Annotated in this window: 16 protein-coding genes; 7 read left to right on the top strand and 9 right to left on the bottom strand. The window is 70.6% G+C overall.

Annotated features, from left to right (window positions below; genetic code table 11):
• Nucleotides 1-78 precede the first annotated feature (78 nt).
• The 6 genes from moaC to ACV7NL_RS23245 all read right to left on the bottom strand — a co-directional run bounded on the left by moaC (nt 79) and on the right by ACV7NL_RS23245 (nt 6640).
• The gene (moaC, locus tag ACV7NL_RS23270; RefSeq protein WP_056188801.1) at nt 79-564 is read right to left on the bottom strand and encodes a cyclic pyranopterin monophosphate synthase MoaC; all 486 of its coding nucleotides are present in this window, start codon (nt 562-564) and stop codon (nt 79-81) included.
• A gap of 10 nt (nt 565-574) precedes the next feature.
• Nucleotides 575-1426: an indole-3-glycerol phosphate synthase TrpC gene (gene trpC, locus ACV7NL_RS23265; RefSeq protein WP_463357006.1), complete on the bottom strand. Its 852-nt coding sequence runs from the start codon at nt 1424-1426 to the stop codon at nt 575-577.
• A 9-nt stretch (nt 1427-1435) separates the two neighbouring features.
• Complete coding sequence (gene trpD, locus ACV7NL_RS23260; RefSeq protein WP_463357005.1) at nt 1436-2461, bottom strand: anthranilate phosphoribosyltransferase; 1026 nt, start codon at nt 2459-2461, stop codon at nt 1436-1438.
• Nucleotides 2462-2525: 64 nt separating this feature from the next.
• Nucleotides 2526-3140 (bottom strand): anthranilate synthase component II, encoded by a 615-nt coding sequence (locus ACV7NL_RS23255; protein WP_056486698.1) that lies wholly within the window; start codon nt 3138-3140, stop codon nt 2526-2528.
• Between the two features lie 64 nt (nt 3141-3204).
• Entirely contained in the window at nt 3205-4728 is a 1524-nt protein-coding gene (trpE, locus tag ACV7NL_RS23250; RefSeq protein ID WP_463357004.1) for an anthranilate synthase component I, read from the bottom strand.
• 7 nt (nt 4729-4735) lie between these two features.
• Nucleotides 4736-6640, bottom strand: a complete 1905-nt coding sequence (locus ACV7NL_RS23245; RefSeq protein ID WP_056188787.1) for a peptidylprolyl isomerase — start codon at nt 6638-6640, stop codon at nt 4736-4738.
• Between the two features lie 250 nt (nt 6641-6890).
• Here ACV7NL_RS23245 and tpiA point away from each other — a divergent pair, with 250 nt between their 5' ends.
• The 5 genes from tpiA (at nt 6891) to ACV7NL_RS23220 (ending at nt 11368) form a co-directional block, all read left to right on the top strand.
• The gene (gene tpiA / locus ACV7NL_RS23240; protein WP_056188784.1) at nt 6891-7655 is read left to right on the top strand and encodes a triose-phosphate isomerase; all 765 of its coding nucleotides are present in this window, start codon (nt 6891-6893) and stop codon (nt 7653-7655) included.
• 118 nt (nt 7656-7773) lie between these two features.
• On the top strand, nt 7774-8532 hold the full coding sequence (locus tag ACV7NL_RS23235; protein ID WP_463357003.1) for a GNAT family N-acetyltransferase: 759 nt from the start codon (nt 7774-7776) through the stop codon (nt 8530-8532).
• Between the two features lie 164 nt (nt 8533-8696).
• Nucleotides 8697-9107 carry a preprotein translocase subunit SecG gene (gene secG, locus ACV7NL_RS23230; RefSeq protein WP_056188778.1) on the top strand — a complete coding sequence of 137 codons (411 nt, stop codon included), beginning with the start codon at nt 8697-8699 and terminating at the stop codon, nt 9105-9107.
• A gap of 189 nt (nt 9108-9296) precedes the next feature.
• On the top strand, nt 9297-10925 hold the full coding sequence (locus tag ACV7NL_RS23225; protein ID WP_463357002.1) for a CTP synthase: 1629 nt from the start codon (nt 9297-9299) through the stop codon (nt 10923-10925).
• A gap of 140 nt (nt 10926-11065) precedes the next feature.
• A complete protein-coding gene (locus tag ACV7NL_RS23220; RefSeq protein ID WP_056486365.1) occupies nt 11066-11368 on the top strand; it encodes a hypothetical protein in 303 nt (100 codons plus the stop codon).
• A 44-nt stretch (nt 11369-11412) separates the two neighbouring features.
• Here ACV7NL_RS23220 and ACV7NL_RS23215 read toward each other — a convergent pair whose 3' ends face one another.
• The 3 genes from ACV7NL_RS23215 to ACV7NL_RS23205 form a co-directional block, all read right to left on the bottom strand.
• Nucleotides 11413-11637 (bottom strand): hypothetical protein, encoded by a 225-nt coding sequence (locus ACV7NL_RS23215; protein WP_056188769.1) that lies wholly within the window; start codon nt 11635-11637, stop codon nt 11413-11415.
• Between the two features lie 189 nt (nt 11638-11826).
• The gene (locus ACV7NL_RS23210; RefSeq protein ID WP_463357001.1) at nt 11827-12741 is read right to left on the bottom strand and encodes an alpha/beta fold hydrolase; all 915 of its coding nucleotides are present in this window, start codon (nt 12739-12741) and stop codon (nt 11827-11829) included.
• A complete protein-coding gene (locus ACV7NL_RS23205) occupies nt 12738-13751 on the bottom strand; it encodes an SDR family oxidoreductase (RefSeq protein WP_463357000.1) in 1014 nt (337 codons plus the stop codon). The genes ACV7NL_RS23210 and ACV7NL_RS23205 overlap by 4 nt, the downstream gene beginning before the upstream one ends.
• Nucleotides 13752-13940: 189 nt before the next feature.
• Here ACV7NL_RS23205 and ACV7NL_RS23200 point away from each other — a divergent pair, with 189 nt between their 5' ends.
• Nucleotides 13941-14393: a DNA polymerase III subunit chi gene (locus ACV7NL_RS23200; RefSeq protein WP_463357202.1), complete on the top strand. Its 453-nt coding sequence runs from the start codon at nt 13941-13943 to the stop codon at nt 14391-14393.
• A gap of 368 nt (nt 14394-14761) precedes the next feature.
• Complete coding sequence (locus ACV7NL_RS23195; RefSeq protein ID WP_463356999.1) at nt 14762-16423, top strand: S10 family peptidase; 1662 nt, start codon at nt 14762-14764, stop codon at nt 16421-16423.
• Nucleotides 16424-16432 lie beyond the last annotated feature (9 nt).

The raw sequence follows: 16432 nt of genomic DNA, 5'->3' as shown, positions 1-16432 counted from the left end.
CGCTCGGATCCTTGTCGCTCGGATCCTTGCCGCTCAGATCCTTGCCGCTCGATTTCCGGCCAGGCGCGTCCTGGCCGCTCAAGCGTGATCCTCGGCTCGGTAGGCGCCGGAGCGGCCGCCATCCTTGGCCAGCAAGCGGATGCCCTCGATCCGCATGCCGCGATCGGCTGCCTTCACCATGTCGTAGATGGTCAGGCAGGCGACGGAGACGGCGGTCAGCGCCTCCATCTCGACGCCGGTCGGCCCGAGCACCTTCACCTCCGCCGTCACGCGCAGGCCGGGCAGGCTGTCGTCGACCTCGCAATCGACCCGGACCTTCGAGAGCAGCAGCGGATGGCACAGGGGGATCAGCTCGTGCGTCCGCTTCGAGGCCATGATGCCGGCGAGCCGCGCCGTGCCGATGACGTCGCCCTTCTTGGCGTCGCCCTCGCGGATCAGCCGCAGGGTTTCGGGCAGCATGACGACGCTTCCCGTCGCGCGGGCGGTGCGGGTGGTCGCGTCCTTGTCGGACACGTCGACCATGTTGGCCGCGCCGGTGGCGTCGAGATGGGTGAGTTCGGCCATCGTCGCGTCCTCAGGCCTTCGCGTCGCCGAACAGCAGGCGCCGGGTGGCTGCCGTCACGTCGGCCTCGCGCATCAGGCTCTCGCCGACCAGGATGGTGTCGAGGCCGGCCTCCGCCAGGCGGACCACGTCGGCATGGCCGGCGATGCCGCTCTCGGCCACGGCGATCCGGTCGGCCGGCACGCCCTCGGCGAGGCGGATCGCGGTCTCGAACGAGACCTCGAAGGTCTTCAGGTTGCGGTTGTTGATGCCGACCAGCCGGGTGCCGAGCGGCAGGGCGCGGGTCAGCTCCTCGGTGTCGTGGACCTCGACCAGCACGTCCATGCCGAGATCGTGCGCGGTCTCCACCAGGGCGGCGGCCTCGTCGTCGTCGAGGCAGGCCATGATGACCAGGATGCAGTCGGCGCCCCAGGCCCGCGCCTCGAACACCTGATAGGGCTCGAACAGGAAATCCTTGCGCAGGACCGGCAGGGCGCAGGCGGCCCGCGCCTCGGTGAGGTATTCGGGCTTGCCCTGGAACGAGGGCGTGTCGGTCAGCACCGAGAGGCAGGTGGCGCCGCCGGCCGCGTAGGCGGCGGCGAGCACGGCCGGGTCGAAATCGGCGCGGATCAGGCCCTTCGACGGCGAGGCCTTCTTCACCTCGGCGATCAGCGCCGGGCGCTTCTCGGCGATATGCGCCGCGATCGCATCGGCGAAGCCGCGCGGGGGCGAGACGTCGGCGATGCGCTTCTCGAGCTTGGTCTGCGGCACCCGCAGCTTCGCCTCGGCGATTTCACGCCGCTTGTAGGTCTCGATGCGGGCGAGCACGTCCTTGCGCTCGGCGGGGGCGACTTGCGCGACGGACCCGGATTTGGGCTCGGACATGACGGGCTTTCAGGCGTGCGAGCGAAGGTTCGAGAGGCGGACCAGCCTGTGGAGTGTGGCGCGCGCGGCGCCGCTGTCGAGGGCCTGTCCGGCCCGGACGACGCCTTCCGCGAGGGAGCCGGCGGCCTCGGCCACCACCAGGGCGGCGCCGGCATTGAGCACGGCGATGTCGCGATAGGCGTTGCGCGCCCCGTCCAGCACCTCGGACAGGGCGGCGGCGTTGTGCGCGGGGTCGCCGCCCCGCAGGGCTTCGAGCCCGTGCAGCGGCAGGCCGACCTCGCGCGGATCGATGGTGAAACGCGAGATCCGGCCGCCCTCCAGCGCCACCACGGCGGTGGGGCCGGTCACGGTGATCTCGTCGAGGCCGTCGCTGCCATGTACGGTCCAGACCCGGTCACTGCCGAGTTCGGCGAGCACGCCGGTCAGCGGCTCGGCCCAGGCCGGCGACGAGACGCCGAAGAGCTGGCGCCGCACGCCGGCCGGGTTCGCCAGGGGACCCAGCATGTTGAAGATCGTCCGCGTCGGCAGCTCGGCCCGCACCGGGGCCACGTGGCGCATGGCGGCGTGGTGCGTCTGGGCGAACATGAAGCACAGGCCGGCCTCGGCGAGGCAGAGGCTCAGCTCGTCCGGTGCGAGGCCGATGCGGACGCCGAGCGCCGCGAGCACGTCGGCGGCGCCCGAGCGCGAGGTGGCGGCCCGGTTGCCGTGCTTGGCCACCGGCACGCCGCAGGCGGCGGTGACGATCGCCGCCAGGGTCGAGACGTTGTAGCTGCCCGAATGGTCGCCGCCGGTGCCGACCACGTCGATCGCGCCCGGAACGCTGCGCACCGGCACCATCCGCGCCCGCATGGCCTCGACGGCGCCGATGATCTCGTCCGGGGCCTCGCCGCGGACCTTGAGCGCCATCAGGAAGGCGCTGGCCTGGACCGGCGTGACCTCGCCCGAGAGCAGATCGTCGAAGGCCTGCCGCGCCTCGGCACGGTCCAGGCCCGCGCCGGTGGCGACCTTGGCGAGGAGGGGCTTGAAGGATTCCATGTGGCTCGGGCGTGACGGTCCGGCGCGGAGAACCGGAGTGATTCCAGACAGGCGACGTAACCCGTCAATGCACGCCGTCGCGGTCCTTGTCACGCGCCGCATTCCACGTGGCCGCGATATCCAGGAAATTCCGCAGGATCTGCGATCCGTGATGCGACAGGATGCTTTCCGGGTGGAACTGCACGCCGTGGACGGGGAGATGCGCGTGGGCGAGCCCCATGATCAGGCCGTCGGCCTCCGCCGTCACCGTCAGGTCCGTCGGGCAGCCGTCGCGCTCCACCACCAGGGAATGGTAGCGCGTGGCGTCGAAGGGGCCGTTCAGCCCCCGGAAGATCCCGGACGCCCGGTGCCGGATGCTGGAGACCTTGCCGTGCATCGGGGTGGGCGCCCGCACCACGTCGCCGCCGAAGGCCTGGCCGATGGCCTGGAGCCCGAGGCAGACCCCGAAGATCGGGATCTCGGCCGACAGGTCCTTGACCACATCGAGGCAGATCCCGGCCTCGTTCGGCGAGCAGGGGCCGGGCGAGAGCACGATCGCGTCGGGCCGGCGCGCGCGGATCTCCGCGATGGTGATCGCGTCGTTGCGCACCACGTCGATCGAGCCGCAGAGCGGGCCGATCAGGTGGACGAGATTCCAGGTGAAGGAATCGTAGTTGTCGATGACGAGGACGTCGGACATCGGAGCTTCGCGCGCGGGCATGGAGGCGGTGTGGCGCGAGTCCGGCGACCCGTCAACCGGTGCGCTATTGCCCCCGTCGCGCCCGGCTCGCGAACACCACCGCGTCCTCGGCCGCCCGGAACAGCGCCTTGGCCTTGTTGACGCATTCCTGCTGCTCGGAGGCCGGGTCGGAATCGTAGACGATGCCGGCACCGGCCTGGACGTGCATGCGGCCGTCCTTCACCAGGGCGGTGCGCAGCACGATGCAGGTGTCCATCTCGCCGCGCGCGCCGAAATAACCGATGCAGCCGCCATAGGGGCCGCGCTTCTCGCGCTCCAGTTCGTCGATGATCTCCATCGCCCGCACCTTTGGCGCGCCCGAGACCGTGCCGGCCGGGAAGCCCGCCGACAGCGCGGCCAGCACGTCGTGCTTCGGGTCGAGCTCGCCCTCGACGTTCGAGACGATGTGCATGACCTGGCTGTAGAACTCGAGGAAGAACGAGCCCGTCACCGTGACGCTGCCGATGCGCGAGACGCGGCCGACATCGTTGCGGCCGAGGTCGAGCAGCATCAGGTGCTCGGAACGCTCCTTCGGGTCGGCCAGCAGCTCGTCGGCCAGCGCCTGGTCCTCGGCCGGATCGGCCCCGCGCCGGCGCGTGCCCGCGATCGGCCGGATGGTGACGCGCCCGTCGCGCACCCGCACCAGGATCTCGGGTGACGAGCACACGAGCTGGAAGTCCTCGAAGTCGAGGTAGCACAGGAACGGGGCCGGGTTGGTCCGGCGCAGCGAGCGGTAGAGCGCCAGGGCCGGCAGGGTGAAGGGCGCCTCGAAGCGCTGCGACAGCACCACCTGGAAGACGTCGCCGGCGACGATGTACTCCTTCGCCCGCGCCACCATGGCGAGGTACTCCTCCGGCGTGGTGTTCGAGACCGGCTCGGGATGCGCGATGGCGCGCGGGTCGATCCGGGCCTCGACGGGCAGGGGGCCTTCGAGGATTTCGGCGACCCGCTCCAGGCGGTCGAGGACGGCTTCGTAGGCGGCACGCGCGGAGTTCCCTTCCGTCGGGCGTACCGGGCCGACGACCGTGATGAGGTCGCGCACCGAGTCGAACACCACCATGATGCGGGGGCGCACCAGGATCGCGTCCGGGACCCCGAGGGGGTCGGGGTTCGGCGAGCCGAGGGTCTCCATCGTCCGCACCATGTCGTAGCCGAGATAGCCGAACAGGCCGGCGGCCATGGGCGGCAGCGCATCGGTGGCGCCGTCCACCCCGATGGCGCTCTCGGCGATCAGGGCGCGCAGGCTGGCGAGGGGGTTCGCCTCTTCGGGCGTGAACGCCGACAGGTCCGGGCCGCGCGCCAGTTCCGCCCGGCCGTCCCGGCAGCGCCAGGCGAGGTCGGGGTCGAGGCCGATCATCGAGTAGCGCCCGCGCACGACCCCGCCCTCGACGGATTCGAGCAGGAAGGCCGTGCCGGAATGTTGCGCCCGCAGCTTCAGGAAGGCAGCGACCGGCGTCTCCAGGTCCGCCACCAGGGTCAGGTTGAGGAGGGTCGGGCGACCCGCCGCGTAGGTCTCCGCGAAGGCCGTGAAGGCAGCGTCTTCGGTCATTGCCGGCTCAGTACTCGCCGCCGCCGATCGCCCGGCGGACGGCCGCCTGGTTGACCGTGACGCCCACGGAGGTCTGCACGTCGCCGATATACTGGCCGAGCACGTCGTCGGCGATGGTCGGCTGGAAGCGCTTGGTGATGGCCTCGTCCTCCGGTGAGCCCGGCACGAAGGCCGGCATCGTCGCGGCCGTGACCTTGAACAGGGCGCGGCTCTCGCCGGCCTCGGCCGAGGCCGCCTTGTTCACCGGCGTGGCGAAGGCGCGGTTGACCACGTCGGCGGTCATGTCGCCCTGCGGCTGGTTGCGGGCGAGATCGGTCACGGTCTGGACGTTGAGTCCGGCTTCCGCCGCCACGGTCTCGACGGCCTCCCCCTTGTCGAGGCGGGCGGTGAGGTCCTTGGCCTTGGCGATGAGGCGGCTCTGCGTCTCGGCCGCGCGCCAGCGGGCGACGACCTCGTCGCGGACCTGGTCGAGGGGCTTGTCGTGGGCGCGGTCGATGTTGGTGATGTCGTACCAGACATAGCCGCCGGACTTGGTCCGCAACGGCTCGTTGTCGCTGCCCATCTCGGCCCGGAACAGGGCGGACAGGGTTGTGTCGCGGTCGGGGATGCCGTCCACGGTCTTGCCCTCCGGGTCGAGGCCCTGGGCGGTCACGGCCGGGATGGTGCGCAGCGGCAGGTCGCGCTCCTTGGCGATGTCGGCCAGCGGCTTGGTGTTGGCGCGCTGATCCTCGATGGCGTCGTGGGCCGCGTCGATCCCGCTGGTGGCCCGCTCGAGGGCGATGGTCTTGGCGATCTCGGCGGAGACGTCGGCCAGGGGCTTCACGGTCTCGGGCTCGATGGCGGTGACGCGCAGGAGCACCGTGCCGAAGCGGCCCTTCACGGGGGCGCTGACGCTGTTCACCGGCAGCGCGAAGGCGGCGTCGGCCACGGCCGGATCGAACAGCTCGGCCTTCGTCAGGGTGCCGAGCGACAGGTCCTTGGCATCGGCTCCGGTGCCGGCGGCCACGGCCTCGAACGGCTTCTCGCCGGCCTCGATCACCTTGCGGGCGGCCTCGGCGGCCGCGGCGTCCGGGAACACGATCTGCTGGATCGTGCGGCGCTCGGCCGTGCCGTAGCGGCCCTTCTCGGCGGCGTAGCGCTTGGCGATGTCCTCGGCGCTGACGGCCTCCGGCTTGGCCATCGCCTGCGGATCGAGGACCAGCAGGGTGACGGACCGGGCTTCGGGGGCGCGGAAAGCGTACTTGTTCTCCTCGTAATAGGCCTTCACGGCCTCCTCGCTCGGCGCCGGGATCTCGCCGGCCACGGAGGGCGGCAGCATCATCAGGGCCACGGAGCGCCGCTCGGTGGTGTAGCGATGCACCGCCTCGCGCAGGGCTTCGGGCACGTGGAGGTCGGCCGCGACCGCCTCGGCGAGCTGGAGGCGGGCCGCCACGGCGCGCTGCTCGCGCACGAAGGTGGCCTCGTTGATGCCGGCGCGCTGGAGCGTCTGGTAGAACAGGGCCGGCTCGAACTTGCCGTCCGCGCCCTGGAAGCTCTTCTCCTCCTGAATCGCCCGCAGAACCGCCGCATCGGGGATGCTCAGGCCGAGGGCCGCGGTCTGCTGGTCGAGGGAGGCCTCGCTGACGAGCTGCGCCAGCACCTGCCGGTCGACGCCGAGCCCCCGGGCCTGGTCCGGCGTCAGGGTGCGGCGGGTCTGGCTCTGATAGCGCTGAAGCTGGTTCTGGTAGGCGGTGCGCAGGGTCTCGGCCGAGATCTGCGCCTTGCCCACGGTAGCCACGCTGCTGGACGAGCCGGCGCGGAAGAACTCCTCGACGCCGAAGATCGCGACGCCCGCGATGAGGAAGGTGAAGACCACCGTGAGGATGATCTTGCCGAGCCAATGCTGGCTGGCCTTGCGCATGTTCTGCAGCATCGAACGTCCGGGTACCCGTCGGGTGGGCGTCGGGGGACGCCCGTCATTCCAGGGAAAGCCACCCGCGATAGACCATCCGGGCTGTCACCGCAAAGGGCGTCCGGCGTTTGCGCCGCCTCCGAGCCTCTGTTACGGGCGGCGCAATCGCCAAGCGAAGCCATTTCTCGCCACGCAAGGTTTTATTGCCAGGCGAAGCGATGCAGCGCCGAGCGAAGCCGCAGAAGCCGAAACCACATCAGTGAGGAACGGGATGACGAAGTCGGGGCGACGGCCTCTAATTGCCGGCAACTGGAAGATGAACGGCCTGCGCAGCTCGGTCGCCGTGGTCGAGGCGGTCCGCCACGGCCTGACGCCCGACCTTCTCGATACGGTCGACGTCCTGATCTGCCCGCCCTCGACGCTGATCGCATCCTGCGTCGCCGCGGCCTACGGCTCGCCCATCGCCATCGGCGGCCAGAACCTTCATGCCAAGCCGAACGGCGCCTTCACGGGCAGCATCTCGGCCGAGATGCTGGCGGATCTCGGGGCCTCCTACGTCATCGTGGGTCATTCCGAGCGCCGGGCCTACCATCACGAGACCGATGACGGCGTCCACGCCAAGGCGCTCGCGGCGCGTCGCGCCGGCCTGTGCGGCATCATCTGCGTCGGTGAGACCCAGGAAGAGCGCGAGGAGGGCCGGACCCTCGACATCGTGCGCGCGCAGCTCGCTATCGGCGTGCCGAAGGGCGCCACCGCCAAGGATACGGTCATCGCCTACGAGCCCGTCTGGGCCATCGGCACCGGCCTGACCCCGACCCCGGCCGACATCGCCGAGGTCCATGCCTCCTTACGCGAGATGCTGGGCCAGCTCATCGGCGCCGAGGCGCAGGCCGTCCGCATCCTCTACGGCGGCTCGGTCAAGCCGAGCAACGCGCGTGAGCTGATGGCGGTGGAGAACGTCGACGGCGCCCTGGTGGGCGGCGCCAGCCTCGTCGCCGACGACTTCCTCGGCATCGCCCGCGCCTACATGCGCTGAGGTCCCGATACGCCGAGCCGGAGCGCCGGACGTCCGCTCCGGCTCGGGATCGCCTTCACGGCACCGAAAATTTGGACGTGTGAACCCGATAGGCCCGGCTCGGCAGGGGAGGGCGGACATGTCCTGGACGTCGGATGCGGATCTGCACTGGTCCGTCGAGGAGGCCTGTGCCAACGCCCGACCTTCGCCGAACCAGATCGTGTTCGGGGGCTGGCTTCTGCGAGCCTCCGGCGGGCCGACCCGGCGCACCAACGCGCTGAACCCCCTGCGCGGCCGGCGCGACGATCCTGCGGCGGTAATCGCTGCGGCCGACGCGGTCTATCGCGCCCTCGGCCAGCCGCTGATCGTCCGCGTTCCCGATCTCGCCCCCGAGATGGATGCGGCCCTGGACCGCCTGGGCTTCCGGGCCGAAGGCGAGACCGACACGCTGTTCGCCGCCGGCGCGGCGTGCCACGCGCCCGCGCCGGCCGATCTCGTCCTCACGCCCGAACCCGATGCGGCCTGGTTCGCGGCGCAATCCGCCTGCGAAGGTCCCGTCTCCGCCCTCGCCGCGCAGACCTACCGGGCTTCGCTCGCCAGCCTCCTCCTGCCGCGCGTCTTCGCACGGCGCATGCGGGACGGGCGGCCGGCGGCAGTCGGCTACGGTGCCCTCGATCGTGGCCTACTGGTGCTCGAATCGGTGGTCACCCATCCGGAGCATCGCCGGGCGGGACACGCGACGGCGCTCGTCGCCGGCCTAATGGCCTGGGCTCGGGCGCGGCAGGCGGAGGGGGCCTGCCTACAGGTCGTCGCCGACAACGGTCCGGCCCGGGCGCTCTACGAAACCCTCGGATTCTCGCGTCGGTTGTACAGCTACCGCTACCGGCGCCGCGACTGAGCCGGCCGGCCGGGCGCCGGTTGGCGCAGGCAGCCATCTGGTGTATGGCCCCACGACATTGTCGGCGGCGCCAGGACTCTCCGGCCCGTGGCGCGCCCGCGTCCGACCCGATGCCCGACCGGGCTCGGGGCCGGCGCGCATATGGTGAAGATTCCGGATTTTCGATGCAGACCGTTCTGATCTCGATCCACCTCATCGTCGTCCTCGGCCTGATCGCCGTGGTCCTGCTCCAGCGCTCCGAGGGCGGTCTGGGCCTCGGTGGCGGCGGCAGCGGTGGGGTCGCGGGCTTCATGACCGGTCGCGGTCAGGCCAATGCGCTCACCCGCGCCACCGCGATCCTCGCCGCCCTGTTCTTCACCACCAGCATGGCCCTGGCGATCCTGTCGCACCGCAGCGCGGCGCCGCGCTCGATCCTCGACGGGACCGGCACCAGTCAGCCCGCGACCCAGCCGAATGCCGGCAACCTGCTCGACACCCTGCGGAACCAGGGCGGCGCGCAGCCGGGCACTCCGGCGCAGGTGCCCGAGACCGCGCCGGCCCAGCCGGCCGTGCCGCAGGCGCCGCAATCGCGCTGAACGTGTTGAGCCGGGGCGTTCGCCGCACCGGATGATTGTGAAGAGCGCGGCGTCCGAGGCATCGGGCGCCGCACAGCGTTCCACCGCCACGCCGAAACGAGTGTCTCACCGCGCCTGCGACCGCATGGCGGGGGACAAGCGTTTTTGTCGTTTGGCGAATCGTTCTCCCTTGTTTATGGACCGAGGCCCATGACGCGGTACGTATTCATCACCGGCGGCGTGGTTTCCTCGCTCGGCAAGGGCCTCGCATCGGCGGCCCTCGCGGCCCTGCTCCAGGCACGGGGCTACAAGGTCCGCCTGCGCAAGCTCGACCCCTACCTCAACGTCGATCCGGGCACGATGAGCCCGACGCAGCACGGCGAGGTGTTCGTCACCGACGACGGCGCGGAAACCGATCTCGATCTCGGCCATTACGAGCGCTTCACCGGCGTCGCCGCGACCCGGGCCGACAACATCACCACCGGCCGGATCTACCTCGACATCATCACCAAGGAGCGGCGCGGGGATTACCTCGGCGCGACGATCCAGGTGATTCCGCACGTCACCAACGCCATCAAGGACTTCGTTCTCGAGGGCAACGAGGCCTTCGACTTCGTGCTGGTGGAGATCGGCGGCACGGTCGGCGACATCGAGGGCCTGCCGTTCTTCGAGGCGATCCGCCAGCTCGGCCAGGAACTGCCGCGCGGCGCCACCGCCTTCGTGCATCTCACGCTGCTGCCCTACATCCCGTCCGCCGGCGAGCTGAAGACCAAGCCGACCCAGCACTCGGTCAAGGAGCTGCGCTCCATCGGCATCCAGCCCGACATGCTGCTGTGCCGCTGCGACCGGCCGATCCCGAACGACGAGCGGCGCAAGCTCGGCCTGTTCTGCAACGTGCGCGAGACGGCCGTGATCGAGGCCCGCGATGTGGATTCGATCTACGACGTGCCGCTGTCCTATCGCGAAGCCGGCCTCGACCGCGAGGTGCTGTCCCATTTCGACCTGCCCTCGCAGGACGAGCCGGACCTGTCGCGCTGGCGCACCATTTCCGAGCGGGTGAAGAACCCCGAGGGCGAGGTCTCCATCGCCATCGTGGGCAAGTACACCGGCCTCAAGGACGCCTACAAGTCGCTGACGGAGGCGCTGACCCACGGCGGCATCGCCAACCGGGTCAAGGTCAACCTCGAGTGGATCGAGGCCGAGGTCTTCGAGCGCGAGGACCCGGCACCGTTCCTCGAAGGCATCCACGGCATCCTGGTGCCCGGCGGCTTCGGCCAGCGCGGGGCCGAGGGCAAGATCCGCGCGGCCCGCTACGCCCGCGAGCGCAAGATTCCGTATTTCGGCATCTGCTTCGGCATGCAGATGGCGGTGATCGAGGCGGCCCGCTCGCTGGCCGGCGTCACGGGAGCGAACTCCACGGAATTCGGCGAGACCCCCGAGCCGGTGGTCGGCCTCCTGACCGAGTGGCTGAAGGGCAACGAGCTGGAGCGGCGCGCGGCGGCCGGGGATCTCGGCGGCACCATGCGGCTCGGCGCCTATCAGGCGAGCCTGCGGCCGGACACCAAGATCGCCGAGATCTACGGCACCACCGACATCTCCGAGCGCCATCGCCATCGCTACGAGGTCAACATGGCCTATCGCGAGTGCCTGGAGGCCAAGGGCCTGCGCTTCTCCGGCCTCTCGCCGGATGGCCTCCTGCCGGAGACCGTCGAGCATGTCGGCCACCCGTGGTTCATCGGCGTGCAGTTCCACCCGGAACTGAAGTCCCGCCCCTTCGAGCCGCACCCGCTGTTCGAGAGCTTCGTCGGCGCCGCCATGGTGCAGAGCCGGCTGGTCTGAGGCAGCGCGTGACCCGGCCGAAGGGCTCGGCGGCGACTCCGAGATCCGGCGGCGCGGAACATCCGCTCCCGCTCTGCCATTGACAGCGGCCCGAGGCGTTTAACCGCCTCTTCGGGAAGTCCCCGCACCGGAGCCGCCGCATGCCGCCGACCTTCACCGCCGAATTCGAGACCCGTCGCGACGCCGAGATGAGCGTGGAGCATCTCGTCCAGGAGCATGGGCTCGACCGGAAGGCGATCATCGTCGTTTCTGCGGGCGACCAGAACAGCGCCGGGGTCGAGCAGGCCGGCGCAGACCTGGAGGACGGCCGCAACAAGACCGAGACCGAGGGCGAGCCCGCCCTGACCGGTGCGATCCAGGTTCGCGTGGAGGCCGACGACGCCCAGCGCGGCGTCATCGACGAATCGTTCTCGACCTTCGGCGGCAAGATCCGCCAGGTTTGATCGGACGTTTGCGTCTGATCGGAGCCCCCGGTCGGGGGGCGCCCTCAGGCGGCGAGCTTGACCTCGACCGGGGCCACGGACGCCCGCGGTCCGAACAGGTGCTGATGCAGGGCGTTCGGGCAATGCGCCCGACCGGCCGCATCCGTGATGACGACCTCGGTCATCCCCGCCACCATCAGCGACCAGCCCTGCTCGACGGCGCCCAGGATCGAGCTGTGACGAAAGCTGAAGCGGCGCTCGGACACGCGCGCGCTGACGGTGAAGTTCACGGGGGATATCCTCATGTGATCGCGGCGCGGCCCGATCTGGGGCACGTGCGCCGATGAACGGATGAAAGGGCAGGGGAGGCGTCGGCGATCCGCAGGCCGGGTGCGGCTGCGAACAGATCGTGTGTGCCCTGCAATAATGGCTCTTGATTGACGAAGCCTGAGGAGAATCCGGCGGCCGGCGATTTCTTTTCAGGCCTTTTCGTGGCCCTGTCCGACGATGGCCCGCGTGGCCGCCAGCACGGCCTCCGGGTGCTGGTGGTGCAGCATGTGCCCGGTGCGCGCGAGCCCGCTGAAATGGGCGCCCGGAATGCGGTGGGACGCCCAGAGCCCGTGGCGCGGCGTGCTGACCACGATATCCGAATCACCCCCGAGGATTCGCACCGGCACCCGGCAGGTGTGATAGGCGAGGGCGCTCCGGATCAGGCCCGCCAGGAGGCCGGCCGCGTCCTCGCCCTCCGCCACCAGCTGCTCCGCGTTTCCCGCGAGCCCGAACGGATAGGCTTCGGCATAGGCCTGCGGCATCGTCCCGGGCAGGAACATGGCGTTCCACAGCAGCGGCAGCAGGGCCGGATCGGACGAGCGTTCGAGTAACCCCGACAGCCAGTTGCCGCCCGGCACCGCCCGGGGGCCGAACAGCAGATGTTCGAGGCGGGGTTCGGGGAAGCAGATCGGCGCCAGCGCCACAACGCCTGCGATCGTATCGGGGAATTGCAGCCCGTACGCGAGGGCGACGGCGGCGCCGAACGAGTGCCCGACGATCACCGGCCGCTCCAGGCCGAGGGCCGCGATCCCGTCCCGGATCAGGGCGGCCTGTCGCCAGGAATGGGCATCGGCTGGCCCGCTGCGCCGGCTGAAGCCGTGTCCCGGCCGATCGACGGCGATCACCCGGAACTGCCTGGCCAGCATCGGCACCGGGCCGAGCCACATGTCCTCCAGCGACATTAGCGTCCCGTGGATGACGACCACCGGCGGTCCCGCGCCGGTCTCCGCATAGGCGAGCGTCCGGCCGCCCCCAAGCTCGAGGGTGGAGCGCGGCACCAGGCGCGCGGCAACGGTGGGCGACAGCACCCCGATAGGGCTGGCGATCGGCTCAGGCTCGCTCACAACGGGCGCCGGCGCCGACGGCTCTGGCTGGCGACGAGGGCGGTCGCGGCGAGGCCGAGGCCGATGCGGATGGCCGTCGCGGCGGGATGCAGCGAGGCTCGGGTGTAGGTGCTGGTGCGCCGGACATAGCCCGGCTGGTCGCCATGGGCCTCGCCGTCCTGGCCCGGATTGTGGAGCGCCCCTTTCGGATCGCGCGGCGTCTCGCTGCGCTTTTGAAAGGCGATGATCGCCGGGGCCAGCAGGTCGTAGGCGCCGGGCGAGAATTCCTTGAGGCTGGTTAGGGCCTTGCCGCCGCCGCCGACCACGATGTCCCGCTCGGAGTGCACGGCGGCATGCAGGATCGCGTGCGCCACCTCCTCCGGCCGGTAGACCGGCGGCGGCAGCATCGGCTCGTGGTCCATGTAGTTGCGAGCGCGGTGCGGCAGCGGCGTATCGATTGAAGTCGGCTTGATCAGCGTCACCGAGATCGGCGCGCCCTCGTGGACCAACTCCATGCGCAAGGCGTCGGTGAAGCCTTTGATGGCATGCTTGCTGGCGCAGTACATGCCCTGGAACGGGAAGGCGAGATCGCTGGCGACGCTGCCGATGTTGATGAGACTTCCGCCGCGCTCGCGCAGGTGCTCCACCGCGATCAGCGAACCGTAGACAGTGCCCCACAGGTTGGTCTGGAGCAGGCGCTCGTGGTCGGCATCGGTGACCTTGCCGAGCGGTCCGTAGATGGTCAGGCCGGCGACGTTGACCCAGGTGTCGAAGCCGCCGAACGCCGCGATCGCCCGGTCGGCGATGGCCTGCACGTCGGCGCGCTTGCCGACATCGGCCGCGACGGCGATAGCGTGGCCGCCCTGGCTCTCGATCTCCTGCGCGATGCGTTCCAGGGTGTCCCCGCTCCGGGCCGCCAGCACCACCCGCGCGCCGGCCTGCGCCGCCATCCGGGCCGTCGCGAGACCGATTCCGCTCGATGCGCCCGTGATGACGATGACTTGGTCGCGCAGCTTCTTGCGATGGTGCATGGTGGTGGCTCCCCGGGTGGTCGGTTCGGATCGCCCGAACGCCTGTTGGTACGGTTACTCACCGAACGCCCGAGGGTTCTGTCGTGGAAGGGCCTGCGCGGTTTTCACGCGCGCGTTTTCCGGGGCTCGCCCGGGTGGGGCGGGACGGACCGGCTGGCAAAGGCGCGCGATAGGACTACCTTGCAACCTGTGACCGAGATCCTGTTCTACCATCTGCAGCACCGGCCCCTCGAGGCCGTCCTGCCGAACCTGCTGGAGCGCTCCCTGGAGCGCCAGTGGCGCGCGACGATCCAGGCCGCCAGCGAGGAGCGCCTTCAGGCCCTCGACGACCAGCTCTGGACCTACAGCGACGACAGTTTCCTGCCGCACGGGACCGATCGCGATGCCGATGCGGCGAGCCAGCCGGTGGTGCTGACCCTGAAGGACACCAACCCCAACGCGGCCTCGATCCGCTTCCTGGTGGAGGGGGCCGACCTGCCGCCGGATGCCGCCGGTTACGCCCGCATCTGCGTCCTGTTCGACGGGACCGACCAGGAGGCCCTCCTGCGCGCGCGCGCGCAGTGGAAGCAGGCCAAGGCAGCCGGTCACACCATTGCCTACTGGCAGCAGGACGAGGACGGCCGCTGGCAGAAGAAAGCGTGATCCGCTGTTCGGCCAATCGGCCCGGAGGATCTGACCCGGCGGCGCCTCCGCTTTCGGACTGCTTTCATCCTCACGCAATACAGCGCAACACCGCCCCTCTTCCCAGCGAACCTCGGGTTCGTGGAGAGGTCTTGGTAGTGCCACCACCCGTTGTCATCCCGGGGCCGCGCAGCGGAACCCGGGAACCAGAAACTGCAATTTTGCGGAGTCTTGCACGGTCAGCGGCGCTGGACTGCACGCCTCCGGCGCGCGCCTTCGGGTCCGGGTGCGCCTGCGCCGTCTCTTCCCCTGCGCCGTCTCCGAGTCGCTGGGTCGGGGCCGGTCTGACCCCGCCGCCGCATCGCCACCCGTCGCCGAGAGGATCCCCCATGAGACGACACGCCAAGAGACGACACGCCCTTAGAGGTTGCGCCATCGGCCTCGCGTCCCTGATGCTTGCCGCGCCGTCGCTCCAAGCCCAGCCTGCCCCGCAAGCCCAGCCTGCCCCGCAAGCCCAGCCCGCCCCGCAAGCTCAAGCGGCGGAAAAGGCGCAGCCGAGCGACAAGCCCGCAGAGGCGCGCAAAAGCCCGGACAAAGGCGCCGAGACGCGTGGCATCCCTGGCGGCAAGCTGCCAGCCGATGCCGTGACCGAGCACAGCGTCACCTTGCCGGGTGGCCGCGTCCTCGCCTTCACGGCCCGGGCCGGCAGCCTGCCGCTGGTGGACGAGGCGGGGAAGCTTCAGGCCGAGATCGCCTACATCGCCTACACGCTGAAGGGTCAGGATGGGGCGGCCAACCCGGGCGAGGGGGGGCGCCCCGTCACCTTCGCGCTGAACGGCGGGCCGGGTGCCGCCTCGGCCTACCTCAATATCGGGGCGATCGGCCCCTGGCGCCTGCCGGTGGAGGGCGCCAGCATCAGCCCCTCGGCGCCCATCGGCCTCGTACCGAACGACGGCACCTGGCTCGATTTCACCGACCTCGTCTTCATCGATCCCATCGGCACCGGCTACAGCCGCGCCGCCGACGGCGATGCCAAGCGCTACTGGAGCATCGACGCCGATGCCTCGGTGCTGTCCTCCGCCATCGCCCGGTGGCTGCGCACCAACGACCGCATGGCCGCCCCGAAGTTCTTCGTCGGCGAGAGCTACGGCGGATTTCGCGGCCCCCTGATCGCGGCGAAGCTCCAGGAGGAGATCGGGGTGGGCCTGTCCGGCATGGTGCTGCTCTCGCCCGTGCTCGATTTCGCCTGGCTGCAGGCGCCGCGCACCACGCCGTGGGGCCACGTCATCAAGCTGCCGTCCTTCGCCGCCGCCGCCATCGAGCGGGCGGGCGGCACGCCGACGCGCCAGACCATGGCCGACGCGGAAGCCTACGCCACCGGCCCCTATCTCGCCGACCTGCTCAAGGGTCCGTCCGACAGCGCCGCGGTCGCGCGGCTCGGCGACCGGGTCGGTGCCCTGGCGGGTCTCGACCCGGCCTTCGTCCGCCGGCAGGCCGGGCGCCTGTCGGGACAGAGCGTCCAGCGCGAGATCGGCCGCGACACCGGTCGGGTCGCCAGCGCCTACGACACCGGCGTGACCGGCTGGGACCCGGACCCGAGCGCGGCCTATTCAGGCTTCGAAGACCCACTGCTCACCGGGCTCCAGGCGCCGCTGACCAGCGCCATGCTGGCGCTCTACACCGAGAAGCTGAACTACCGGGTGCCGGACCTGCGCTACGAGCTGCTCAACAGCGCGGTGAACCGGGGCTGGACCTGGGGCGGCGGCCGCTCGGCACCCGAGGCGCTCGGTGCCCTGCGCGGCGTGCTCGCCCTCGACGGCAACCTCCGGGTGCTGGTCGCCCATGGCTACACCGATCTGGTCACGCCGTACTTCGCCTCGAAGCTGCTGATCGACCAGATGCCGGCTTTCGGCGGCGGACGCCTCGATCTGGCCGTGTACCCCGGCGGGCACATGTTCTATTCCCGTCCCGATTCGCGCGCCGCCTTCCACACGGATGCGGCGGCTCTCTTCGCGGCCGCGCTCAAGGCGCGCAACGCCGCGCAGCGCTGAGGACCTGTC

The sequence above is a fragment of the Methylobacterium sp. Ger2507 genome (assembly GCF_055231875.1).
The sequence above is the reverse complement of the archived record's forward strand: the minus strand, read 5'-3'. Positions and strand labels throughout refer to the sequence as shown.